Source organism: Methylomonas sp. MS20, assembly GCF_050275925.1.
GTDB lineage: Bacteria > Pseudomonadota > Gammaproteobacteria > Methylococcales > Methylomonadaceae > Methylomonas > Methylomonas koyamae_A.
Genome location: NZ_CP189962.1, coordinates 3,106,605 through 3,129,064 on the forward strand (window position 1 = coordinate 3,106,605; position 22,460 = coordinate 3,129,064).

Annotated in this window: 20 protein-coding genes, 1 tRNA gene and 2 pseudogenes; 7 read left to right on the plus strand and 16 right to left on the minus strand. The window is 58.4% G+C overall.

Annotated elements, in window-relative coordinates; genetic code table 11:
* Window positions 1-27 precede the first annotated feature (27 nt).
* From ACQE3D_RS13885 to rpoH, 6 genes and pseudogenes are all read right to left on the minus strand, one after another.
* A pseudogene (locus tag ACQE3D_RS13885) lies at window positions 28-336 on the minus strand (DUF2335 domain-containing protein); the annotation flags it as partial.
* Between the two features lie 58 nt (window positions 337-394).
* Complete coding sequence (locus tag ACQE3D_RS13890; RefSeq protein WP_313730061.1) at window positions 395-607, minus strand: hypothetical protein; 213 nt, start codon at window positions 605-607, stop codon at window positions 395-397.
* A gap of 83 nt (window positions 608-690) precedes the next feature.
* The gene (locus ACQE3D_RS13895) at window positions 691-1,509 is read right to left on the minus strand and encodes a tyrosine-type recombinase/integrase (protein WP_313730060.1); all 819 of its coding nucleotides are present in this window, start codon (window positions 1,507-1,509) and stop codon (window positions 691-693) included.
* Entirely contained in the window at window positions 1,469-1,942 is a 474-nt protein-coding gene (locus ACQE3D_RS13900) for an Arm DNA-binding domain-containing protein (RefSeq protein ID WP_313730059.1), read from the minus strand. The genes ACQE3D_RS13895 and ACQE3D_RS13900 overlap by 41 nt, the downstream gene beginning before the upstream one ends.
* A 176-nt stretch (window positions 1,943-2,118) precedes the next feature.
* Window positions 2,119-2,203 (minus strand) — tRNA-Leu (locus tag ACQE3D_RS13905).
* Window positions 2,204-2,338: 135 nt separating this feature from the next.
* The gene (rpoH, locus tag ACQE3D_RS13910; RefSeq protein ID WP_313730058.1) at window positions 2,339-3,190 is read right to left on the minus strand and encodes an RNA polymerase sigma factor RpoH; all 852 of its coding nucleotides are present in this window, start codon (window positions 3,188-3,190) and stop codon (window positions 2,339-2,341) included.
* A 241-nt stretch (window positions 3,191-3,431) separates the two neighbouring features.
* Between rpoH and ACQE3D_RS13915 the strand changes: the two genes are divergently transcribed.
* Together ACQE3D_RS13915 and ACQE3D_RS13920 are read left to right on the plus strand one after the other, a co-directional pair.
* Window positions 3,432-5,093, plus strand: a complete 1,662-nt coding sequence (locus tag ACQE3D_RS13915; protein WP_427550943.1) for a glutamine--tRNA ligase/YqeY domain fusion protein — start codon at window positions 3,432-3,434, stop codon at window positions 5,091-5,093.
* Between the two features lie 38 nt (window positions 5,094-5,131).
* The gene (locus ACQE3D_RS13920; protein WP_313730054.1) at window positions 5,132-5,947 is read left to right on the plus strand and encodes a hypothetical protein; all 816 of its coding nucleotides are present in this window, start codon (window positions 5,132-5,134) and stop codon (window positions 5,945-5,947) included.
* A 306-nt stretch (window positions 5,948-6,253) separates the two neighbouring features.
* Here the strand turns inward: ACQE3D_RS13920 and ACQE3D_RS13925 are convergent, their stop codons facing one another.
* A complete protein-coding gene (locus tag ACQE3D_RS13925) occupies window positions 6,254-6,532 on the minus strand; it encodes an addiction module antidote protein (RefSeq protein ID WP_168029371.1) in 279 nt (92 codons plus the stop codon).
* A gap of 77 nt (window positions 6,533-6,609) precedes the next feature.
* Window positions 6,610-6,843, minus strand: a complete 234-nt coding sequence (locus tag ACQE3D_RS13930) for a type II toxin-antitoxin system RelE/ParE family toxin (protein WP_427500658.1) — start codon at window positions 6,841-6,843, stop codon at window positions 6,610-6,612.
* Window positions 6,844-7,117: 274 nt separating this feature from the next.
* Between ACQE3D_RS13930 and ACQE3D_RS13935 the strand changes: the two genes are divergently transcribed.
* The 3 genes from ACQE3D_RS13935 to ACQE3D_RS13945 all read left to right on the plus strand — a co-directional run bounded on the left by ACQE3D_RS13935 (window position 7,118) and on the right by ACQE3D_RS13945 (window position 9,032).
* Window positions 7,118-7,450 (plus strand): hypothetical protein, encoded by a 333-nt coding sequence (locus ACQE3D_RS13935; protein ID WP_313730052.1) that lies wholly within the window; start codon window positions 7,118-7,120, stop codon window positions 7,448-7,450.
* A gap of 119 nt (window positions 7,451-7,569) precedes the next feature.
* A complete protein-coding gene (locus ACQE3D_RS13940; protein ID WP_313730051.1) occupies window positions 7,570-8,127 on the plus strand; it encodes a Uma2 family endonuclease in 558 nt (185 codons plus the stop codon).
* 20 nt (window positions 8,128-8,147) lie between these two features.
* Window positions 8,148-9,032 carry a fructosamine kinase family protein gene (locus ACQE3D_RS13945; RefSeq protein ID WP_313730049.1) on the plus strand — a complete coding sequence of 295 codons (885 nt, stop codon included), beginning with the start codon at window positions 8,148-8,150 and terminating at the stop codon, window positions 9,030-9,032.
* Window positions 9,033-9,127: 95 nt separating this feature from the next.
* Here ACQE3D_RS13945 and ACQE3D_RS13950 read toward each other — a convergent pair whose 3' ends face one another.
* From ACQE3D_RS13950 to ACQE3D_RS13985, 8 genes are all read right to left on the minus strand, one after another.
* Window positions 9,128-11,776 carry a sensor domain-containing protein gene (locus ACQE3D_RS13950; protein WP_313730047.1) on the minus strand — a complete coding sequence of 883 codons (2,649 nt, stop codon included), beginning with the start codon at window positions 11,774-11,776 and terminating at the stop codon, window positions 9,128-9,130.
* A complete protein-coding gene (locus ACQE3D_RS13955; RefSeq protein WP_313730046.1) occupies window positions 11,769-12,221 on the minus strand; it encodes a hydrogenase maturation protease in 453 nt (150 codons plus the stop codon). Before ACQE3D_RS13955 ends, ACQE3D_RS13950 begins: the two co-directional genes overlap by 8 nt.
* A gap of 11 nt (window positions 12,222-12,232) precedes the next feature.
* Window positions 12,233-13,762 (minus strand): nickel-dependent hydrogenase large subunit, encoded by a 1,530-nt coding sequence (locus tag ACQE3D_RS13960; protein ID WP_313730045.1) that lies wholly within the window; start codon window positions 13,760-13,762, stop codon window positions 12,233-12,235.
* The gene (locus ACQE3D_RS13965) at window positions 13,762-14,703 is read right to left on the minus strand and encodes an NADH:ubiquinone oxidoreductase (RefSeq protein ID WP_064030275.1); all 942 of its coding nucleotides are present in this window, start codon (window positions 14,701-14,703) and stop codon (window positions 13,762-13,764) included. Before ACQE3D_RS13965 ends, ACQE3D_RS13960 begins: the two co-directional genes overlap by 1 nt.
* Window positions 14,704-14,942: 239 nt before the next feature.
* Window positions 14,943-16,649, minus strand: coding sequence for a PKD domain-containing protein (locus ACQE3D_RS13970; RefSeq protein ID WP_313730044.1), 1,707 nt, complete (start codon window positions 16,647-16,649; stop codon window positions 14,943-14,945).
* An 18-nt stretch (window positions 16,650-16,667) separates the two neighbouring features.
* Window positions 16,668-19,178, minus strand: coding sequence for a TonB-dependent receptor (locus ACQE3D_RS13975; RefSeq protein WP_313730043.1), 2,511 nt, complete (start codon window positions 19,176-19,178; stop codon window positions 16,668-16,670).
* 68 nt (window positions 19,179-19,246) lie between these two features.
* Window positions 19,247-20,089, minus strand: a complete 843-nt coding sequence (locus ACQE3D_RS13980; RefSeq protein ID WP_313730042.1) for a VPLPA-CTERM sorting domain-containing protein — start codon at window positions 20,087-20,089, stop codon at window positions 19,247-19,249.
* A gap of 105 nt (window positions 20,090-20,194) precedes the next feature.
* The gene (locus tag ACQE3D_RS13985) at window positions 20,195-20,974 is read right to left on the minus strand and encodes a VPLPA-CTERM sorting domain-containing protein (protein ID WP_281020609.1); all 780 of its coding nucleotides are present in this window, start codon (window positions 20,972-20,974) and stop codon (window positions 20,195-20,197) included.
* Window positions 20,975-21,460: 486 nt separating this feature from the next.
* On the opposite strand from ACQE3D_RS13985, the gene ACQE3D_RS13990 reads away from it, so the two are divergent.
* Both ACQE3D_RS13990 and ACQE3D_RS13995 read left to right on the plus strand, forming a co-directional pair.
* Window positions 21,461-22,018, plus strand: coding sequence for a hypothetical protein (locus ACQE3D_RS13990; RefSeq protein WP_313730041.1), 558 nt, complete (start codon window positions 21,461-21,463; stop codon window positions 22,016-22,018).
* A gap of 220 nt (window positions 22,019-22,238) precedes the next feature.
* Window positions 22,239-22,401 (plus strand): annotated as a pseudogene (locus ACQE3D_RS13995) (type II toxin-antitoxin system ParD family antitoxin); the annotation flags it as partial.
* Window positions 22,402-22,460: the final 59 nt, after the last annotated feature.

Genomic DNA, 22,460 nt, shown 5'->3' on the forward strand with positions numbered 1-22,460 from the left:
TTGCATTGATTTTCCGCGCGCGTTGTCTTATCGATCGCTTCGGCTGTTGATGATGGCTTTGACAATGCCCAGGATCGGAACGCCGACCAAGGCTATGGATACCGAAGGATGCGCGCCAAAATAGGCGGTGATGGATGCCGCCACAACGGCTGACAAGGCAATGACAAATCCCAGCCATTGGCCGCGTCGGTTGTCCTGGCGTATGGCCTCGAATTTAGCGAGTTCGTACTTGATGGTTTCGGCTTCTCTGGCCAGGCGAGCAGCTTGCTCGGTTTCGGCCATTTTAAGGATGCGTTCGGCGCCGTTTTCTATGGTTGCATCGAATCGTTGAAGCGCGGCGGGTGGCGGTAATGGGCCGCTTCAGCCGACCGATACTTGGGTGTCTGTGTGGAGGTTATGTGCGACGGGCTTTTTCTTGCGCGGATTTTTCACGTTGGATTGCCTTTTTGAAGTCGCCGCCGATTCTCAACCAGTCCCCACGCATATTGTCGAGATCATGTTTTTTTTCGGATATGGACAGGGGAAGATCCGGATAACGAGCATCTGAGTAAAGCATACCGGCAGCGCTCAATCCGCTAAGCAATCCCTTAAAGGTGGATTTATTCATAATTTGCCGTTTGTCCGATAACATTCAATAGGGTTCAACGCAATTCATTCTATAACAGAACGACCGACATTCCCAATCTGGCTTTAAGCCTGGCGCGGGAACTGAATCACCTGCGCGCCGTTTTTGAGGGCGTCCAGGTAATCGGCCCAGGCCTGCATCATCCGTCGACGTTCGTCGAGATATTGCGCGCGGTTGTAGGCGGCGCGGACTTGGTCCTTGGGCATGTGGCACAGTTGCCGCTCGATCGCGTCCGGCGACCAGCCTTGTTCGTTGAGCAAGGTGGACGCGGTGGTTCTGAAACCGTGGGCGCTCATTTCGTCGCGTTCGTAGCCCAGGGTCTTTAACGCGGTACGAATGGTGCCGTCGGACATTGGCCGGCCGTCTCCCCTACTGGACGGGAAGACATAGCGGCCGGCACCGGTTAACAGCTTGATGGCCTCCAATATCTCAATCGCTTGCGCCGATAGCGGAACAATGTGCTGGGTTTCAGTTTTGGTGACGAAGTAGCGCCATTCTTTGGCGGCCATGTCGATGTCTTTCCATTCCATTTGCCGGATTTCGCCGGGCCGCTGAAATAGGTAGGGCGAAAGCCTTAAGGCGCATTGCACGATAAAGGTGCCTTGGTATTGGCCAATGTCGCGCAGCAGCTGCCCAACTTGCTTTGGCTCGGTGACGGCCGCGTTGTGTTTGACCTTTTGCGCCGGAATTTGGGCGCCGACGGCTTGAGCGGGATCGTAGTCGGTAAAGCCGTGAGCGATCGCGTAGGCAAAGGCGGCGCTGATGTCGGCGCGAACCCGATGGGCGGTTTCCAGTTGCTTTTTGATGATCAGCGGCCGGATCACCGCAAAGATGTCTGGCGACTTAACGTCGCCTATCGGTATTTGGCCGATTTCCGGAAACACGTAGAGTTCGAAGCGGCGGTTTTTCTTGTGGTGCGTGGTCGCGCACGGTATGGGCCGTGGATTCCAACCACTGCCTGGTAATGTCTTCGAAGCTGTTGGCGATGGGCAAGCCGGCGGTCACGCGGCTTTTATTTTCTGCGGCTTGGGTTGCTTCCGCCCGCGCTTGTTTTCTGGTCTCGCTTGGATCGGTGCCATTGGCAAGGCTATTGCGTGCGTCTTCGGCTTTGCGTCTGGCGTTTTCTAAGGTGGTATCCGGATACACGCCAAATGAAAGTTTCTTCCGCTTGCCCTCGAAGGAATAGATGAACTTCCAGATCTTGGTGCCGTTTTTGCCGACCACCAGATAGAGGCCACCACCGTCATTGATAAAGTAATCTTTATCACGCGCCTTTGCCGCCCTGTAGACCGTGTCTTTATTGAGGTGAAGCGCCATAGTGTGTCCTCGGTTGTGTCCTCGCCGAGCGCCATTATAGGTAAGGACACAATGAAGGACACACTTTTGCTTGCATGCCCCTGCATTTCGTTGCACTTCTTTGCACAATAAAAAACCCGCTAAGCCAGACAGCTTGCGGGTTTTTGGACTTCGTTGCACTTGCGTGCATAAATCTGTGGTACCGAGGGTCGGAATCGAACCGACACTCCCGAAGGAACCGGATTTTGAATCCGGCGCGTCTACCAGTTTCACCACCCCGGCACAGAAGTAACCATTATACTGCAATTTTATTACCGCGCAACCTCTTTTTAATTGCGAGGTTTAGAGTTTTCATTTTCGCCTCGCCCTACTTAGAGCGCGGTGCGTCCTTGTCGCATTGAAAACCCTAGCGTGTCCTTAAGCTTCCAGCATCACCGCCGCTTTAAGTTTTTTCATCGCGTTTTGTTCGAGCTGACGTATCCGCTCGGCGGAGACCTGATAGCGCTCGGCCAGATCATGCAAGGTGGCTTTTTGTTCCACCAGCCAGCGGCTGGCGAGAATATCGCGGCTGCGCTCGTCCAATCCCGCCATCGCGTCCAGCAATAACTCTTCCTTACGGTGTTCCCAATCGCTGGTCTCCAATAGTAAGGCCGGATCGGCGCCCTGCTGCTCCAGATAGGCAATCGGCGCCGGCGAGTTGTCGCTATCGTCGTCGCTGGGCTCCAATCCCACGTCTCTCCCGTCCAGACGGCGTTCCATCTCGTAAACGGTTTTGACGTCGACATCCAGATTTTCGGCAATCGCCTCGGCATCGTCGCGGCTCAGGTAGCTCAGGTCTTTCTTCAGCTTCCGCAAATTGAAGAACAATTTACGTTGCGCCTTGGTGGTAGCCACCTTAACGATACGCCAGTTTTTGATCACGTATTCGTGTATTTCCGCTTTGATCCAATGCACCGCGAACGACACCAGCCGCACGCCCAGATCCGGATCGAAACGTTTGACCGCTTTCATCAAACCGATATTGCCTTCCTGAACGATGTCCGCCATCGGCAAGCCGTAACCGGCGTAACCGCGCGCAACGTGGGCGACAAAACGTAAATTGGACATAACCAGTTCCTTGGCGGCTTCCAGATCGCCGAGGTCGCGATAACGGACCGCCAACGCATATTCGTGCTCGGCGCTCAATTTGGGCATCCGGGCAATCACGCTTAAATAATTATCGAATGTCCCGACCGACAAGTTGATCGGCAAAGCCAAAGAGTTATTCATAACAGCCTAGACTCCGTTGATGGTTTATGTGTTGACAGAATTCTAGCACTCGAATACAGAGAGTGCTAATAATTTGATAAAAATCTTCTCAGTCAAAAAGTTAGCAGCATTTTCGGCGAATATTCGCCGCGTCCGGACCGGTTCGGCCACTTTGCGAGTACCGTTTAAACTCGTTAAAATGGCCGACAGTGTTCAACCCCGCGAAATTTGCGGCTTTATCCAATTTCCTGTTTCCTACTCCATGTCAGCGACCGATAGCCCCGTTTCTTCGAATTTCATCCGCCACATCATCGCCGAGGATTTGGCCGCCGCTAAAAACAACGGCAGGGTCGCCACCCGCTTCCCGCCCGAGCCCAATGGCTATCTGCATATCGGCCACGCCAAATCGATCTGCTTGAACTTTACGCTAGCCGCCGAAAACAACGGCACCTGCAATCTGCGTTTCGACGATACCAATCCGGAAAAGGAAAGCGTCGAATATATGGAATCGATCGAGCGCGACGTGGCTTGGCTGGGCTTCCAATGGGCCGGCAAATACCACGCTTCCGATTATTTCGAGACCTTGTACGACTATGCGGTGCAATTGATAAATCAAGGGCAGGCTTACGTGGACAGTTCCACGCCGGAACAAATGCGCCTGGATCGCGGCACGCTGACCGAACCCGGTAAGCCTAGCCCGGACCGCGACCGCGCTATCGAAGAAAACCTGGACCTGTTCCAACGCATGCGCGCCGGCGAATTCGCCGACGGCCAATACGTGCTGCGCGCCAAGATCGACATGGCCTCGCCCAACATTAATATGCGCGACCCGGCGATTTACCGCATCCGCCGTGCTCATCACCACCGCACTGGCGACGCCTGGTGCATCTATCCGATGTACGACTACACCCACTGTTTGTCGGACATGCTGGAGGGCATCACCCACTCGATCTGCACGCTGGAGTTCGAAGACCACCGCCCGCTTTACGACTGGGTGTTGGACGAACTGAAAACGCCGTGCCATCCGCAGCAAATCGAGTTCGCCCGCCTGCAACTGGAATACACCATCGTCAGCAAGCGCAAACTACTGCAACTGGTCACCGAAAAACACGTCACCGGCTGGGACGACCCGCGCATGCCGACCATCTCCGGCCTGCGCCGCGCCGGCGTACCGCCGGAAGCGATCCGCGATTTCTGCGAGCGCATCGGCGTGACCAAGAAAAACTCCTGGATCAAAATGAGCTTTCTGGAGACCTGCATCCGCGACAACCTCAACGAAAACGCGTTGCGGGCGATGGCGGTCTTGCGACCGTTGCGCGTCGTCATCACTAACTGGGAAGACGGCAAGAGCGAGACTTACCAAATCGCCAACCACCCGCAAAAACCGGAAATGGGCAGCCGCGAAGTGGCGTTCGGCAAAGTGATATTGATCGAACAAGACGACTTCATGGAAAACCCGCCGAAAGACTTCAAACGTCTGGTGCCGGGCGGCGAAGTGCGCTTGCGCGGTTCCTACGTGATCAAATGCGAGGAAGTCATTAAAGACGCCGCCGGCAATGTCGTCGAACTGCGTTGCAGCTACGACCCGGCCACGCTGGGCAAGAACCCGGAAGGCCGCAAGGTCAAGGGCGTGATTCACTGGGTCTCCGAGCAACACGCACTGTCGGCGGAAATCCGCCTCTACGACCGCCTGTTCAGCCACCCTAACCCGGACACCCTGGACAACTTCCTGGACGGCATCAACCCCGACTCGCTGGAAGTCTTGACAGACGCCCGCGTCGAAGCCAGCCTAGCCAACGCCACGCCCCATACCCGTTACCAATTCGAACGCACCGGCTATTTCTGCGCCGACAGCGTCGATAGCCAATCTGGGAAATTAGTGTTTAACCGGACGGTGACGTTGAGGGATAGTTGGGGGAAGTGATTGACGTGTCAGATATTCGCATTAGGAATATTCCTCTCATGCCAAGTTTTCTAAATTGGACTTCACTGACCTTCATCGTCAGTATTGTCGGTATTGCAGTGCCAATTTGGCTTTGGCAAGCAGACTTACATGCAAAGTCCCTTTCCTTCCGACTTGCTTCTCAAGTTCCTCTGACCGCCGAGACCACTGGTACTATCAAGGGGCTAGAAGTCTTGATGGACGGTATCAAGATTCAATCGCCGATCCTCTCTGTCGTAACACTTGTAAATGATGGAAAGAAGCCGCTACCAACAACGGACTTCGAATCACCACTTCAACTCCGAGTGCTTGAAGGTTCATCGATTGTCCGCGCAGAAGTAACGTCAACATACCCTAAAGATATTGAAGCAAAAATAACTTGGGATAAAACGGCCGTGAGTTTTAAGCCTGTACTTCTCAATCCTGAAGAAACCATAACCATTTCTATCCTCTCGGAGGGAAAACAACCGGATTTTTCGCCTCGCGCGCGAGTCATCGGGATTTCTAGCGTTGAGTTCGTTGATAGCACCAAGAAAGGTCCGGCTTGGCAACGTTCTGCAATGTTCCTTGTGACAGCCATATTCCTTTTTGCGGCATCTGATATAGCCGACGTAAACTATGTTGGCGGCCCAAAGATCGTCTACGTTCGGAAGAGGGCTGCGTTGCTATTGAAGATAGTCTGTACTCTCGCCGGAATGGGTGCTTTCTTTATTTTTACTCAGATCGCAGATCTGAACGGCTTATGGACAGTGATCACCTCTCTCACTGGAACAATTCTTACTGGCATAGCAATCGGCACCGCTTTGAATTTCGGAGCTAAAAACATAGCCGAGTAGGGTACGCAACGCGTACCATCTCGGGGCGTTGCCATTCCGATGGCTAAAAAGATACCTCTGAGCGGGACGGGGTTTGTAACCCCGTCCCCAACGTTTCAACAAGGCGTTGCCGTAAATCAAACGCTTAAGGACGGGTTGAATAACCCGTCCCGCTCGTTCGTTGATCCGAATACCTTGCGCTTTCGGAGCTACAAAAATATTAACGCAAGCTTTTAAAAGAGACCCACCATGTCTGACAACATCAAAAGCAGTCGGATTAGCCCCAGGTGGCAGTCGGGACTTTTAGGATAGCTGTGCAAACGGAGTCTAGGAGACAATCAATTTACAACCTAATGCTTCGACAATTTTGGCGATGGTTTCAAATCGGGGATTACCGCCTTCCGCCAAGGATTTGTAAAGGCTGGCTCTAGTGACTCCAGCTTGCTTAGCAACTTCGCTCATACCTTTGGCGCGAGCGGCAATATTAAGTGCGTGTATAAAATCGGAAGGACTGCCGTTGCTTGCCGTTTCCCGCAAAAATTCACGGACATCGGCTTCTGTTTCCAAATGTTCGGCAATATCAAAAGCGGTAATAGTGTCAGGCATGGTTTAATCCTCCAAGGAATTCAATATAGCTTTGGCTTTTTCAATGTCTTTGTTTTGGCTGGATTTGTCGCCACCAGTTAGCAATAAAACAATTCGTGATTACGGATTGTGTAATACAACCTAATGCCGCCACCAAAAAAGCAGCGTAGCTCAAACAAATTTGCGGACAAGGTTTTGCTGTCGCCGAAATTGCCGTTCTCAATCCGTGCCAGCCTGGACAGCAACTGGTTTTTAACCGTCTTGTCCTTGTGCCTGGAGAACCATTCGGCAAATGTCTGCGTGCTTTGCAATTCGTATTTCATGACTGACATTGTTTCCCAAAGGAAACAAAAGTCAAGCCTTGCGTTGGCGGGTTTCGGGTATTTTCAAGCGCTGCCAAGCCGAACTTACGTGAGGCAGAAGCCGATAGGCGCATCGTTCGAGAGCATTGCGCCTCGGCCAGGCACGACCTATCCGGGATGCGAGCCTTATCGCGTTGCAGCTTGGCCCGCAAAACAGGCCGGTCAACCGGAAACCAAACCGTTACGCAATTTGATTTGCTCCGTTACGCTCCGGTACCAATAACTTTCAGCGTCTGGCCGCCACATGACTCCTCGAATTCATCCTACCCACGCTAAAACCTCACTGAAGGTTATGCTGTCGATTCTTGCGGTTTCGGTAATGCCCTTTGCATACTCATTTTATGCCGCATATCAGCTGAACGACGAATCGCTGGAGACAATAAGCATTGCCGTGCTAATGATGATGTGGATTTTTGTGATGCTGATCGGAGCGCTGCGTATGTACGTCGCCAAGTGCCCGACTTGCAACCGATGGATGCGCCGGCGCACTAAACAGCTTAGCGCGCCTGAGACCATTCACTTCACCTGCGAAAAATGCCGTATCGACTGGGATTCGACAATCGCGAAGAGCGATTAGCCCGCCACTGGTGTCCGGCACATCCGCGCATAAACCGCAACGCCGATTCGCCGATTGCAAAACCCGGCAATCCTATCAACAATAGGGAATATCTTTAGCCTAAGGATCAGGAGCGTCCCATGTCCGTACCCCTACCAAAATCCAACTACATCGGCCCGGAAGATTATCTGGAAATGGAGTTGTCCAGCCCTGTCAAACACGAATATCTAGCCGGCGAGGTGTTCGCGATAACCGGCACCAGCGACAGCCATAACCTCATCGCCGGCAACCTCTACATGCTGTTTCGGGAGCACTTGCGCGGCACGCCGTGCCGAGTGTTCATGTCCGACGTCAAATTGAAGGTCGCCGCGGCGGACGCGTATTTTTACCCCGATCTGATGGTCACTTGCGAGACCGCGCCGGATAGCCATTTCCGCGAACAGCCGAAACTGGTCGTCGAAGTGCTGTCCGATTCCACCGCCAAATTCGACCGCGAGGACAAGCGCCAGCTATACCAGTCACTGGACAGCCTGCAAGAATATGTACTGGTCGCGCAAAGCTGCATGGACGTGCGCGTTTACCGGCGTACCGACGACGGTTGGGACATGAAAATATACACCGACGGCGCCACGATCCCGCTAGCATCGGTTGAACTGAATATCCCCATCGACAGCATTTACGAAACGGCTTGGGATTGACCCGCCGCACTGGAAACTAAATGACCCTGAACGCTGAACTATTACAACATTTGCAACAAACCACCGGCCGCACGCTGCAAAATCCGCGCATCGCTAGCGTCGGCGGCGGCGACATCAATGCCGCTTACCGCTTGCGAGCCGACGGGGTGGATTGGTTCGTCAAGCTGAACCGGGCCGCGCTGGCGGAGATGTTCGCCGCCGAGGCCGCCGGACTGCGCGAACTGCGCGAATCCGGCACGGTCGAGGTACCGGAACCGATTTGCCACGGCCGTTTCGCCGACCAATCCTACCTGGTGTTGCACTTTGTCGAGCTTGGCCCGCTGCATTCGGCCGCCGCCGGCCGTTTCGGCGAAGCGCTGGCGGCTTTGCATCGCATTCGCCAGCCCTGGTTCGGTTGGCACCGCGACAATACGATAGGTTCCACGCCGCAATTCAACCATCGCGCCGACGACTGGGTCGAGTTTTGGCGCGACCGCCGCTTGGGGGAACAATTGCGCATCGCCGCCGATCACGGCCATGGCGGCCCGCTGCAAAGCCTGGGCGAACGCTTGCGGGAACGCGTCGGCGAATTTTTCAGCGATTACCGCCCCCACCCTTCGCTGTTGCACGGCGATTTGTGGGGCGGCAACGCCGGCTGCGACGCGCAAGGCCAACCGCTGATGTACGATCCGGCGTGTTATTACGGCGACCGCGAAGCGGACATCGCGATGACCGAATTGTTCGGCGGTTTCAGTCGCGATTTCTACGCGGCCTACCAACGAGAGTATCCGCTGGACAGCGGCTACAAAACCCGAGTGACGCTATACAACCTGTACCACATCCTTAACCATCTGAATTTGTTCGGCGGCGGCTATCAAAGCCAGGCCAAGCGCATGATGGAGCAGCTCCTGGCGGAATTGGGTTAAACGCCGTCGATGCCCCGCTCCGCTCGCCGTTCCGGGGCGATTGCCGGCGCGTCGATCGCGGCGGAAGCCGCGCTCCGTTCTCCCGCGCTCCGGTGCTAGCTGAATTCGCCAGCCTCCGCCGCCGCTTGCAACAGCTCGGCGAAGGCAGCGCTATCCAAACAGTGGCCGAAAAAATAACCCTGCACTTCGTCGCACTCCAGTTCGCGTAAAAACGCCGCCTGTTCGGCGGTTTCGACGCCTTCGGCCAACACCGTCATCTTCAGACTTTGACCCAGGGCGAGAATGGCGCGGGTAATCGCGACGTCGTTGCTGTCTTGCGGAATGTCCATCACAAACGAGCGATCGATTTTCAGTTTGGCGACCGGCAGTCGCTTCAAGTATCCCAACGACGAATGCCCGGTACCGAAGTCGTCGATCGCCAAGGTCACGCCCAACGCGCGCAATTCTTCCAGCACGCCGACATTGGACTCGGCTTGACGCATGATGTAGGTCTCGGTGATTTCCAGTTCCAGACAGCTCGCGGGCAAGCCGGTCGAGGCCAGGGTCCGGCTGACCATCGCCAGTATATTGCCGCGTTCGATTTGCACGCCGGACAAATTCACCGCGACGCGAGGCAGATTCAAGCCGGAATCCAACCAACTCTTCATTTGCCGGCAAGCCATCAGCAACACCCATTCGCCGATCGGTACGATCAAACCGCAATCCTCGGCGATAGGAATGAATTTGTCGGGCGGGATCATGCCCAATTCGCGATGAAACCAACGCAGCAACACTTCCGCGCCGGCCAGACGGCCGTCGCCGACCCGGTATTGCGGCTGGTAATACAATGTCAGCTCGCCGCGCGCCACGGCTTCGCGCAACTCGCCTTCGAGATGCAGCCGTTCGTTGGCGCGGGCAGTCAAATGAGCTTCGTAAAACTGGAAATTGCCCCTGCCCTGTTCCTTGGCCCGGTACATCGCCAAATCGGCATGTTTGATCAGCGTGGTCGCATCGTTGCCGTCGCCGGGAAAGCGACTGATGCCTATCGAGGTGCCGATGTCCAGGCGATGGCCGGCGACGTTAAACGGCAGGGTCAGCGCGCCGAGAATTTTGGCGGCGATCCGTTCGATGTCCGGTTGGTGGCGAGTGTCTTCAAGCAGAACGATAAATTCGTCGCCGCCCAGACGGGCCACGGTATCGATTTCCCGCAAACTGTCCCTGAGACGCTGCGCCACCGCGCGCAACAGCTCGTCGCCGACCGGATGACCCAAGGTATCGTTGACGTGCTTGAAACGATCCAAATCCAGGAACAAGACCGCCAAGCCCTGGCCGTCGCGCTGCGCGCGCCGCAACGCGTGTTCGCAGCGCTCGTTCAGCAATTGGCGATTAGGCAGACCGGTCAACACGTCGTAATAGGCCAAGCGGTGAATGTGCTCGGCGTTGCGCTTTTGTTCGCTAAGATCGTAAAACACGCCGATGTAATGCAGCAAGCGGCCGTCCATCGCTCGCACCACCGAGATGCTCTGCCACAGAGGAACCACGCCGCCGTCGCGGCGGCGATCCCAAATCTCGCCTTGCCATTTGCCGTCGCGTTCCAGAGTGCGCCACAAATTCCGGTAAAAATGCGCGTCCTGATTACCGGATTTCAACAGTCTGGCTTTGTGGCCCAGCACCTCGGGCGGCGCGTAACCCAGGATTTCCGAAAACGCCCGATTCACCTTGATGATGCGGGTCTTCGCATCGGTAATCATGATGCCGTTCAAGCTGTTGTCGAACACGCTGGCCGCCAGTTCCTGCTCCGACTCGGCATCGCGCTGGGCCGTAATGTCCTGCACCGTGCCGAACGAGCGTAGCGGCCGGCCGTCGCTGTCGTAATGCGTGACGCAACGCTCGTGTACCCATTTGATTCGATCGCCGGCCAGCAACAAACGGTGATCGATCGCGAACGCGCACGGCGAGTTCAGCGACTCGGCGTAGGCCTGATCGACGGCGGCCCTGTCGTCCGGATGCACCAAGGCCAGAAACGCTTGATAGTTGGCCGGCGCCCGCGCCGCGTCCAACTCGAATATCCGGCAAACTTCCTCGGACCAAATCAAGCGGTCCGCCGCTAAATCCAGCTCCCAATGGCCCAACTGCGCGATATGTTGGGCTTCCTTCAACAGGCTTTCGCTACGCCGCAAACGGTTTTGCTGATTCTTCAACGCACTGATGTCGGTGGCGCAAATCACCGCGCCTTCTTCCTTACCCTGCGGGCTGTGCAGTAGGCTTGCTTCCATCCAATAATCGCGGAACGCGCCGCTCGAATCGGCCAGACGGTGCTCGGCCGCGTAACCGTCGGCCCGACGCAGGGTTTCGAACAACGGCGAATACACCGGCCACGGCAATTCCGGCAATTGGTCCATCAAGGTTTGCAATTCGTCGGGAAACAGCCATTCGTCCAAAACGCGACCCTCTATCGCCGCCGCTTGCTCGCCCATCGCTTCGGCACAACGCCGATTGATCTGGCTTATTCTGCCGTCCGGACCCAGCACGATCACTAGCGCGCCGGTGGTGTCCATCACCCGCTGGGTAAAATTGGTTTGATTGAGTTGCCGTAGATTCGCCGCCCTTAGCGCGCTGCTTTGCGTCTCCAACGCCCGAATCATCGCGTCGGTTTGCTCGGCACCCTTCACCATTTGCTGTTCCAACGCGGAATTCGCCAGCCGCAACGCGGCCAGCTCCAACCTTAGCCACTCCAATTCGGCTTGCAGGGCCTGGTCAGTCATCGCCGGCTCCGATGTAACTACGGATCAGCGCCACGGCCGGCGCCACGGCGGCCGCGACCGGCGCGGATAAACCCGGCCGAAAGGCCGACACGTCCGCGGATTCGACCGCGACGATACGGACGCGCGGCGGCGGCTCGGGCATCGCTTGCAAGGCTTGCAACAAATAGCCGACCCCGCCGCCGTGCCCGACCGGCGCGGCTTCGGTCAGCACATCGCCGGCCGTCAATTCCCGCAAGCGGCCCGGCTCGGCGCCCGGCGCCAGGCTATCGACGATGATGGCTTCGCCGCAGTCCCGAAACAACCACAGCGCGTTCAAGCCCGAGGTGCCGGCGTCGAACACCCGCCAGCCGTCCGGCAGCGGAGTTTCACTTAGGCGCGTATACACCGCCGCGCCGAAGCCGTCGTCGCCGTGCAGCGGATTGCCGAAACAAACGATATGCGGCATCAACGTCACCGTCACGGCAGGAAACGCCAGCGTTTGCCGGTTTCCAGCATATGCACGGTACAGACCAGGCAAGGGTCGTGAGAACGGATCACGTGGCCGATTTCAACCGGATCGTCGGGGTCGGCCACGCTCAGCCCCACCAGACTTTGCTCCCAGTGGCCGGGAAGCCCGGCGCTGTCGCGGGGCGAGGCGTTCCAGGCGGTCGGCGTGACGATCTGGTATTTTTCGATCACGCCGCCGCGTATCCGCAGCCAATGTCCCAGCGCCCCGCGCGCCGCCATGATCAGGCCGTAGCCTTCGCCGTCGATTTCGGCATGCTTGGCCGGATTGGCGATATGCGGCTCGCCGAGATGTTCGGCCAATTCGTGCAAATGCCGTTCGGCCTGCGCCAATTCGTAAGCGATGCGGCGAACCCTGGCAAATTGCCGCAACCAGGCGTTGCCGCCTTCGGTCGCGTAAAGATCGGCAATTAAGGCGTCGCCGCCGATCAGCAATTCGGCCAACGGGCCGGTTTGCACGACCTTGTCGGCGTAGCGCGGCGCTTTCGCCCAGGTGTAACGATCGCTGCCCGGTTGGTAATCCGGAATCGTCTCGCCCTGCCAGGGATGGCGACCGCCCGAATACGGCCGGAACCAGGAATGGCGGACGTGCTCGTTAATCAGCGCTTGGTCGAGTTCGGCAATACGCCCGGTATCGCCGTCGTAGAATCCGCCCGGCATCAATCGGGCGCTGTGCGGCGCATCCCAGTTGGCCGGATCGCACCAAGCGCCGAAGCTGATCATGTGCGGCGTACCGGCCGCCAACCTATGCAAACCCAGGTCGCGCGCGCAACGGCTCACCAAGCCCAATGCACTGGCGGCATGCGCCGGCCGCTCCAGCCACTCGAAATAACCGGCGGCGCTATCCAGCGCCAACCATTCGTCCAGCGGCGCGCCGATCACGATGCGCTCGTACCATTCGCGCACTTCGGCGAAGATCGTCCGGCAGGCAAGCAATCGGCGGGCATCGGCCGGCGAAGTGACGCCGCCCGGCACCATGTACGACGAATGCGGCCATTGCCCGCCGAAATGGGCGACGACTTCGACGACCCTTCGGGTAATCGCCAAGGTTTCCCGGTGCACGCGCCCGGCGAACGGCGCGAACTCAGCCTCCGCCGCCGCGAACCACGGCCGGTCGCGGTAACGGGCGTTGCGGAAATCCGGCGCGAAGAACAAGAAAGTTTGCCGCAAATCGTTTTGGATGCCTTCCGCGATTAGGCAAACGTTCCGAATCCGGGTGGCATTGGCCGGAACCGGCACGCGCCAGGCGTGCTCCAAGGCCAGCACCGCCGTGTACAAATGCGCGGTGCCACAAATCCCGCATACTCTCGGTGTGAGAACCAAGGCGTCGCGCGGACTACGTCCGACCAGAATTTGTTCGAAACCGCGATACAGCGTACCGACCGTGCGCGCTTCCACGACCACGCCATCTTCCAGACTCAGCGCCAGTTCCAGGTCGCCCTCGACCCGGTTCAAATTGACATTTAGCTCGACCCGCGCCATCAGACGTCCATATCCTTGCCCTCGACCCGCGCCGGCGCGGCCGCCCTAGCCAGATTCTTGTAAGCCATGTAACGCGCCCGTTCCACGCCCATCGGCAGCCGCACCGGAATGTCGCCGATTTTTTCCGTGCTGAACAAATCGACTTCACGCGGAAAATCCGGCGAAGTGCAGCCGAAACACGGCACGCCGGCGCGGGTCTTGCTGTTTACGCCGTTCCACAAGTCGCTGTTGCACACCGCTTGCGTCATCGGTCCCTGGCAACCCAGATTAAAAAACAGACACGCCTTGCCGCCGAATTCGGTATCTTCGATGTCGTATTCGTGGTACTCATTGCGGGTGCAACCTTGGTGCACGACAGTATTGAAAAAGGCCAGCGGCCGATTCAGCTCGTCCAGCGGCAAGGGCATGCCGGCCGCCAGCCAGGCCAGGGTTTGCGTCATGGTATGCGGATGGGCCGGACAGCCGGCCAGATTGACCACCGGCCAGCCGCGCCGCGAGCGCCATTCCGCCGGCAGCAGACCGCTCGGCAGGTCACGATCGAATTGCAAGCCGATGCAGTCGCTGGGATTCGGCGCGGCGGCATGCACGCCGCCGAACGCCGCGCAAGTCCCCATCGCCACCACGACGCCGGCGCGCTGGGCCAGCTCGCGGACAATCTCCATCCGTGCCCGCCCGCGATAACTGTCGTACAAGCCGGTGCCGCGCGGCGCGGTGACAATGCTGCCTTCGACGCAGAGAATATCCAGCGCCCGTTCTCCGGCGCCTATGGCTTCGATCAGGCGGTCGTGCTCGCGCATAGACGCGCTGGATAAGGACGGATGCCAGAGCAGCTCGACGCCGTGCGTCGCGAACAGTTGCTCGATGCTGGGCGATTGGGCACTGAGTATCGCCAGCGATTCGCCGCCGCATGCGCCGGTTTGTAACCAAAATAACGTCGCCACCACCACTCCCGAATACCGTTTGGGAGGCATTGTATTGAAATTGGCTCAGATCGGCCAATTTCGAGCAAACGGCTGATACATTGCCCGCACGTCGCTATCCCGCCGATACGGATTTAAGCGCCGCTCCGGCCGCGCCCGCGCCGGAGATTGACAGGATTGCCTCTAGGCGAGCGAGAATTAAACGCAACCCACCCTGCCCCGCGCAAACTCGGACCAGCCGCCGGCGACCATCTTGACCGCTAGCGCCGGGTGGCGTCGTATTGCTGACCGTCGTCGGTCACCGCGCTACCGCGCGTCGGCGGCACCATCACGCTGACCGCGCCCTGACAGGACAAACCGGCGTAGCTGGCGGTAAAAGCCACCCGATAAGCCCGGCCGTTGCCGGTGAAAGCCTGGTTTTTCGGTTGCAGGCCCTGGCGCTCCGCCCGCAATTGCAATACATCCAGCGCCAGCGGCTTTTTCGCGCTGCGCTTGGTGCGGGTGATTTTGGCGTCCGGACTGGTTTTGTCTTTCAGCGCCGGGTTTTTCAACGGTTCGTCCTGGCTTACCGCATCGATACGCAAATCGTAATTCGGTTTGGCGATATCAATACCGGGACCGGTGATACCCTGAATCAGCACTTTTTGCATCGCGCCGTTCGGCGACCATAAGTAGGTTTTGCTGGGCCTGGCTTGCGAGCAATCCAGCAAACCGTCGTCGTTGTTGACGACCACATCAACCGTCGCTTCGGCCGAGGCCGGGCTAGCCGCATCGTCGGTCACGGTCAGTTTGAAGCTCAGGGTTTCCGAGCCGCTGGCCAGCCAGGGCGCGGTGAAGCTGGCCGTAGCGCTTTGCGGGTTATGCAAGCTGACGGCGGTACCGCCGGTCTGCTCCCATTGATAACTCAAACCGTCGCCGTCGGCATCGCTGGCGCTGCCGGCCAAGGTCACCAGACTGGCTTCGGCCACCGACTGGTCGGCGCCGGCATCGACGCTGGGCGCGCGATTGCTTGGCGGCGGATTGTTATTGCCGGCGTTGACAGTGATCGTCACGGTATCCGGATCGCTTTGCAGACTACCGTCGCTGACGGCCAACGCGAACACCAGCGTGCCGGCGGTGGCCGGCGCGGTAAAACTGGGCCGTTGCGCGGTGGCGCTGGACAGCATCACCGTCTCGCCGGATAGCTGCGTCCATTGATAAGCGGCGATCGCGTCGCTGTCCGGATCGCTGCTAGCGCTGCCGTCCAGTTGCACGGTGGCGCCGGTATCGACGGCCGCATCCGCGCCGGCATCGGCGGTCGGCGCGTGATTGACGCTGGGCACGCCGGCCGCGATCACGACGGTCGGCACCGATTCTATCGTCTCGCCACCGGTCAGATTGGGCAGACTGCGCACCTTGACCGCCGCCAGTACCGTCGGCGCGCCGGCATCGGCACCGCCGCCGCGTATCGCCGCGACCAGTTTGTCTACCGTCAAGGCATTGGGCAGGCTACCGTCGTTCTGAAACTGAATATGGCCGACTTCGCCGACCGCCAAGCGGGCACCGACACTGCTCGGCGTCTCCGAACGCGGGAAACCCAATTCGCTGGTAAAGGTAAAGCCATCGACGGTGGCCACGTCTTCCTGCGGTTCCCAACGATCGGACTGGGCGCTGTCGTCGCCGAATTGTTCGACCACGATGCCGGGCAATTCCGGCGCGGTGTAGTCGAAGGCCAGCAACAGTCCCGAGATATAGCTGGTGGCGCCGACGCCCGGCACCAGATTGGACGCGACGTTGGTCAGCCGCAAATCGACGGCCGGCAAGCCGTTCGTGTCGATCACGTCCTCGAAATGCGCGGTGGCGACGGTCTGGCCGGTACCGGCGGCCGGCGTCAGCCGGTAATTGAATACCAGGTCCAGTGTGGCGGCGTCGGCCGCGCCGCCAATCAGAGTCGCGGCGATGCAAAGCGCCGATAATGGTTTGTTCATGGCGTCTCCGCGCAAAGCTTAAAATTTCAACCGCACGCCGACCCAGCCGCCGAACGGCGCGCCCGGTCCCAGAAAGCGCGGGTTGCTGTAGTTTTGAAAGCCCGGCAACTCGTTGGCTTCGCCCAACATGCCGAAGGACTCGTAATCGGTGTCGAACACGTTTTCCATGATCAGGAAGGTCGCCAGATTCGGCGTCCACTGATAATTGGCGTGCAGATTCATCACGAAATAGGGATCGGTCGAACCCAGGAAATTGCCTTCGTCGCCGCGCAGAAACTGCCCGGAATTGAACAGGCCGTCGCCGCCGACCGTCAGCGCCGTCGTGACCGGCACGGTCAAACCCAGTTTCAAACTGTGCTGCGGAATACCGGGAATCCGATCGCCTTTTTCCACCGGAATCACCGCGCTGTATTCGCCGTTGGCGCCGAAGGTTTCGATCCGGGCCGGATGGGTGGGACTGCTGACGAAGAAGTTGTTCTGGAAAGTGGCGTCAACGAAGCTGTAGCGCAAATACCAACGCCAATCTTCCCGGAATACGCCGGACAAACCGGCTTCCATGCCCACCCGGCGGGTATCGCCGACGTTCGAGAAAAACCCGACATTGGACGTCGCGCCGCCGGTGGATTGAAAAATGATGTCGTTTTTGTTGATGGTATGAAAAAACCCGACGTTCCAGGCCGTGTCCTTATCGAGCTGGCCGCGAAATCCGGCCTCGAAGCTTTCGGCGACGACCTGCTGCAAATGCGGATCGGCCAAAAAGGCGTTGGGCAGCCGGCATTCGGCGTTGGGATCGGAACAGGCCAGTTCGACGATGGTCGGCGCTCGCGCCGATTCGCTGTAACCGCCGTAAACGCCCAGTTTGTCGGTGACTTTCCAGGTCAAACCGGCTGACGGGTTGAAACGGCTGTAAGCGTGGTTGTCGTTCAATTCCGGACTGTTGCCCAAGCTGTCCAGCAAACGGATCACGGTATCGTTAAAGCGACCGCCGAAGCTCAAGGTCACGCGGTCGGTCAAGTCCAGCGCATCGTTGAAAAACGCCGACCAAGTCGTGGTCCCGCCTTTCAGGCCGGTGGCGTCGTCCGGAATGAAAATGCCGGAGCGGCTGGTACTGCGGTCTCCCAACAAACGGACGATTTCCACCTGCGAGCCATAGTTGACGACACCCCGGTTGTAACCGAAACCGGTAATCAACTGATTGTTCAAACCGAACAATTTATGCTGAAACGTGGCTTGACCGGTGGCACCGAAGCTTTTTTGCTTGCGGGTACTGATGTTGTTGATCGCGTTCAACGGGTGATCGGGATCGTCGTAACCGACCGGATTGCCGTTCTGGTCGCGGACTATCCATTGCGACAGGATGTCGGAACCGGCCATGCCGGCGATGTCGTCGGGACAGTCGCCCGGCTCGGCGCGTTCGCGGGAAATCCCCTGGCTGGCCAGGAAAGACCAAAAGCTATCGCCGCTGTAACCGTCGCTGCCAGGAAACAGCGGATAGGCCGGCAAGCCGTCGAGATTGCGGTCGTACAGCGCGCCGGCTTCGGAACAATCGATGTAGGCGGTATCGTCGCCGTTGAAGGATCGCGTCACCGTATCGCGGTAAAACGCGTTACCGGCCAGTTGCACCTTGTCGTTGAGCCAATGCGTGCCTTCCAACGTGAAAAATTTCATGTCGTTTTCGGTGCGGTCGGGCGAGGTAAATATCGCCGAGCGGTTGTCGCGCAACAATTCGGTGGGGACCGCGCCGTTGCCGATCAAGTCGCTGTTGCCGTACAAAGCGCTGAAATCCAGCGACGATTTGTCCGAGCGCCAGCCCAGCGAACCGTAGACATTGATGGCCTCGGACGGCGAGGAATCCCGCCAGCCGTCTTCGGCGAAGCGCCGAACATTCACGAAATATCCGAGACTGCCGTCGTTGCCGCCGCTTTCGGCCGACACCACGTTGCGGCCCCAGGCGCCGCCGTAAGCCTCCAACTCGTGGCCCGGCGAATTGAAACCGTTCTTGGTTTGCAGCGATACCGCGCCGCCCAAGGTATTCAAGCCGAACAAGGGATTGGCGCCGCTGAACACGTTCATGCTCTTGATCATCGATTCCGGCAGCATGTCCCAGTTGACGGTATCGCCGAACGGATCGTTATAGCGCACGCCATTCACATACACGCTCATCCCCATCGGTAAACCCAGCAACGGCGACGCGGTGAAGCCGCGAAAATTCAGGTCCGGTTGCAGCGGATTGTTTTGCGCGGCATTCAACGTCACACTGCCGGTGGTGCGATTCATGAACGAGGTCAGGTCGTTGGCTTCCGATCGATCCAAATCGCGGTCGGTGGCGGTTTGCACGTTGGCGGGAATTTTGTCCTTGTCCAGGCCGACGCCGTGTACCGGCGTCACGTCGACGACTTCGACCGCTTCCAGGGTATCGTGACCGGCCGTCTCGGATTCGGCGGCTTCGGCGCCGAACGCGGCGCACAGAAAGGCAAAGGCCACCGGCTTGGCGGACTGCTGTAATGGCTTCATGAACTTGATAAACATGGGGGGCTGCGACCGATAGGGCCGCAACCCGGTTGAACCGACGCGCCGACCGGGCGCGCGACTAGCTTTCAGCGCGACCGACGTTTGCCGATCAAACCGATGCCGGCCAGCGCCGATAAAAATAACGGCAGCGCGGCGGGCAACGGGACCGGCGCCATCGCCATCGCCAGCACGTTCAAACGATACTGCGCCGGATTGCCGCCGGTGGCCGAGTTACCCCAGAAGCCGCTGCCGGCAACGCCGCGCAAGGCGGGATCGGCGTTGCCGGTGCCGCGCAATTTGATCCAGCCCAGCGCGTCCGCTTGCTCCGGGTGCAAGGCGTTTTCGACGGCGTTGGCCGGATTCAGTAAATTCGCCACGCTGATGCCGGAAAAGCCGGCGCTGTTGTAAAGGTCTATCGTACTGCTGGTGCCGGCCAACAAGGTCTCGGCGCTGAAGTTGTACTCTTGTTCGAAGGCCGGATCGCCGGCCGCCGCGCCCCAACCGTCGGTGGCACCGTCTTCCTGCCATTCGATGCCGCCGCTCAAGCCGCCGGAAGTGACCGGCGCCAGATTGACGCCACTGACATAGCTCCAATGCTGGTTATTGAATTCGTAACCGTTGTCGGTGGAGGTGCCGGGAAAATTGAGTTCGAACGAAGAGATCCACACCTTGGTACCGGCCACGCCGCTGGAAAATTGCGCCAGGTCGCCGGCGGTCAATTGCACCCGCACGCCGCCGTAGCCCTCGCCGTTCAAGCCCAGATCGGCCAAATCGGTCACGGTAATGCTCGCGACGTTAGCGACGCCACTGCTGCCGTACAGATTGGTGGCGATGTAATTAAAGTTCAGGGTGGTGGTCGCTGCGGACGCGGCGGACAGGTTCAAAAGGGTTGCGCCGGCCACCAGCCAGGATTTCGTTGAAAGTTTCATCGTTATTATTGTTTGAATTGAAATGGAAAAAACAGCCAAGCATTAGCGGCCGCGCCGCCTCCCGGCGGGAGCAGTGCCTGGAGGCGGCGCGGCGCTAACAACGGTTTAAGCGCGGCGGCGGCGCAATACCCCGAAGCCGGCCAAGGCGGAGGCGAATAACGGCAACGCGGCCGGGACCGGCACCGGCGCGGCGGTCGGCTCGACGGCGCCGACCACCAAGGTCGCGACCGACTCGATATTTTCGCCGCCGGTAATCGCACCCAAGCTACGGACTTTGACGGCCGCCATGATGTCCGGAATAGCAGCGTCTGCCGACCCGCCGCGCAAGGCTTCGACCAACGAAGCGACGGTCAAGTCGCCCTGCTCGAGTCCGGTATCCCACCAAAACTGGATATGCGCGCTGTCGCCGACCCGCAAACTGGCCAAGCTGGTCGAGGAAGACGGATTCGAGGTGCCTTTGGGGAAACCCAATTCGCTGGTAAAGGTAAAGCCGTCGACGGTCGCGACGTCTTCTTGCGGCTCCCAGCGGTCGGATTGGGCGTTGTCGTCATCGAATTGCTCGATAATGATGTTGGGCAATTCTTCGTCGGCAAAATCGAAAGCCAGCAACAACCCGGAGATATAGCTGGTGGAGCCAACGCCGGGTACCTGATCCGACGCGACGTTGGTCAGGGTCAAGTCGATGCCTTTAAACCCGGTGCTGGTAATCACGTCTTCGAAATGAGCCGTGGCGATCGTGGTGCCCAGCGCGCCCGCGCCCGGCGTCATGCGGTAATTGAAATCCAGATCCAGCGTGGCCGCCGCCGCGCCTTGGCTCAAGGCCAGACCGATACCCAGAGCCAGCGAATTGACGGAACGGCTTAACGATTTTGGGAGGTAACTCATATTGCGTCCTTTTTTCCGAGATTAAGAAAGAATTTTTCTCGGCTATTCTCGGGAAGCGGCGCGAAATGGCTTAGGGAATTTTTCCCGGTATTTGACCGAATGTTTCCCGATGTTAAATTTGGTTAACGATTAACCAGTTAGCCGGCAAAAAGCCTGCTACGCGGCCGGATCGATCGCCGCCCTCATTGACGCCGATGAAAACCACGGCGCACGGATAGGCAAGGACCCGTCAAAATCGGCGCTTACCCGCGTTTCCAAAGGTCGCTAACGAACAATAAATTGAAGCCCGGTTTGTGGGAACACTCTGGCGTGACCGATAATAGAATCCAGCTGGAAGCCGAGAAAGCCGGGTATCGTTGCCGCTCCACCCGGTCCACCTCCATGGTTTTCCGGCGGCGTAAGCCTCGCCGATTGCCACAACAACCGCGATCGCGCCGGGCGCTTTTTAAGTCTTTCCGGCGGCGGCCGGCACTACGAGGACACAGCATGTACTACTCCAATATGTACGAATTCGGCGTACACAACACAACCGTCGGCGTCACCGGGTTTGTCACCTGCATCGGCGTCGTGTTCGTAACCAACCAACAGCTATACGCCATCCACATTCCTCAAACGCCGGCAAGATATGCCGACGCACACCGCGAATTTGGGATGTTCATCGCCCGTACCGAGGGACCTAGAATTCAGGGCGACATCCTGGTGTTCTGTAACAGTCCGCAGCGAGCGAACGTCGTCAATGAATTGCGGCCTTTAATCGGCGCCCTGAATGTGAATACCAGCACGCTCTACCGGCTGAATGGCCCCGGACTCAATAACGCGGCAAACGCCGCAGCGGTCCAGGTGGACCGGGTAGTTGCGGGCGTGGCCGGCTTTGGCGTGAGCGTGAAGTACGAAGTCAATAACAACATCGCCTGGGTTGCCGGGGGTACCGCGCCGAGCGGCCGATATGCGCCAGGCGGACTGGGTGGCGGCGTCGTCCCGAATGCACCGGCCAATTGGGTCAACGTCACCGCGCAGAATTGCCAAATATCCAACCCCTGGTGATTTTGCCCATCCCCAAGCGCCGAACTTGGGGATGCCTCGCCGGCAAGCTCCGCCCCTGCAAAGCCTGGGAACCGGTGGAATCGTCGGCACACTTGAGTCTGGCGCCAGCGGCGGTCTACATTAATAACTAATACATCGACGCCTTATCGGTAGCGAGATCATGGCTGGAAATACTTCCGTCACTTTAGGCGACCACTTTGATAACTTCGTGCAGGAAAAAATACAGCAAGGCCGTTCGCGCCGGTTTGCGTAAACTGGAAGAAGAGGAACTTAAGCTGCAAACATTGAGAGCCAAGCTACAAGCCGGCGAAGACAGCCCGTTGCAGGAGGATTTCAACCAAGAGCAATTTCTGGCCTCAATGCGAAAAAAACATAGCCAATGAAGCCCAGCTATCGTATTAGGCTGAACGCGACGGTCGGCATGTTCGGCGATTTGCAGGAG

Coding starts and splice junctions, on each gene's coding strand:
- ACQE3D_RS13930 (WP_427500658.1), bottom strand. CDS start 6,843: ATGTCAGTCATGAAATACGAATTGCAAAGCACGCAGACATTTGCCGAA.
- ACQE3D_RS13940 (WP_313730051.1), top strand. CDS start 7,570: ATGTCCGTACCCCTACCAAAATCCAACTACATCGGCCCGGAAGATTAT.
- ACQE3D_RS13915 (WP_427550943.1), top strand. CDS start 3,432: ATGTCAGCGACCGATAGCCCCGTTTCTTCGAATTTCATCCGCCACATC.
- ACQE3D_RS13945 (WP_313730049.1), top strand. CDS start 8,148: ATGACCCTGAACGCTGAACTATTACAACATTTGCAACAAACCACCGGC.
- ACQE3D_RS13960 (WP_313730045.1), bottom strand. CDS start 13,762: ATGGCGCGGGTCGAGCTAAATGTCAATTTGAACCGGGTCGAGGGCGAC.
- ACQE3D_RS13970 (WP_313730044.1), bottom strand. CDS start 16,649: ATGAACAAACCATTATCGGCGCTTTGCATCGCCGCGACTCTGATTGGC.
- ACQE3D_RS13925 (WP_168029371.1), bottom strand. CDS start 6,532: ATGCCTGACACTATTACCGCTTTTGATATTGCCGAACATTTGGAAACA.
- ACQE3D_RS13900 (WP_313730059.1), bottom strand. CDS start 1,942: ATGGCGCTTCACCTCAATAAAGACACGGTCTACAGGGCGGCAAAGGCG.
- ACQE3D_RS13985 (WP_281020609.1), bottom strand. CDS start 20,974: ATGAGTTACCTCCCAAAATCGTTAAGCCGTTCCGTCAATTCGCTGGCT.
- ACQE3D_RS13955 (WP_313730046.1), bottom strand. CDS start 12,221: ATGCCGCATATCGTTTGTTTCGGCAATCCGCTGCACGGCGACGACGGC.
- ACQE3D_RS13890 (WP_313730061.1), bottom strand. CDS start 607: ATGAATAAATCCACCTTTAAGGGATTGCTTAGCGGATTGAGCGCTGCC.
- ACQE3D_RS13990 (WP_313730041.1), top strand. CDS start 21,461: ATGTACTACTCCAATATGTACGAATTCGGCGTACACAACACAACCGTC.
- ACQE3D_RS13975 (WP_313730043.1), bottom strand. CDS start 19,178: ATGTTTATCAAGTTCATGAAGCCATTACAGCAGTCCGCCAAGCCGGTG.
- rpoH (WP_313730058.1), bottom strand. CDS start 3,190: ATGAATAACTCTTTGGCTTTGCCGATCAACTTGTCGGTCGGGACATTC.
- ACQE3D_RS13980 (WP_313730042.1), bottom strand. CDS start 20,089: ATGAAACTTTCAACGAAATCCTGGCTGGTGGCCGGCGCAACCCTTTTG.
- ACQE3D_RS13935 (WP_313730052.1), top strand. CDS start 7,118: ATGACTCCTCGAATTCATCCTACCCACGCTAAAACCTCACTGAAGGTT.
- ACQE3D_RS13950 (WP_313730047.1), bottom strand. CDS start 11,776: ATGACTGACCAGGCCCTGCAAGCCGAATTGGAGTGGCTAAGGTTGGAG.
- ACQE3D_RS13920 (WP_313730054.1), top strand. CDS start 5,132: ATGCCAAGTTTTCTAAATTGGACTTCACTGACCTTCATCGTCAGTATT.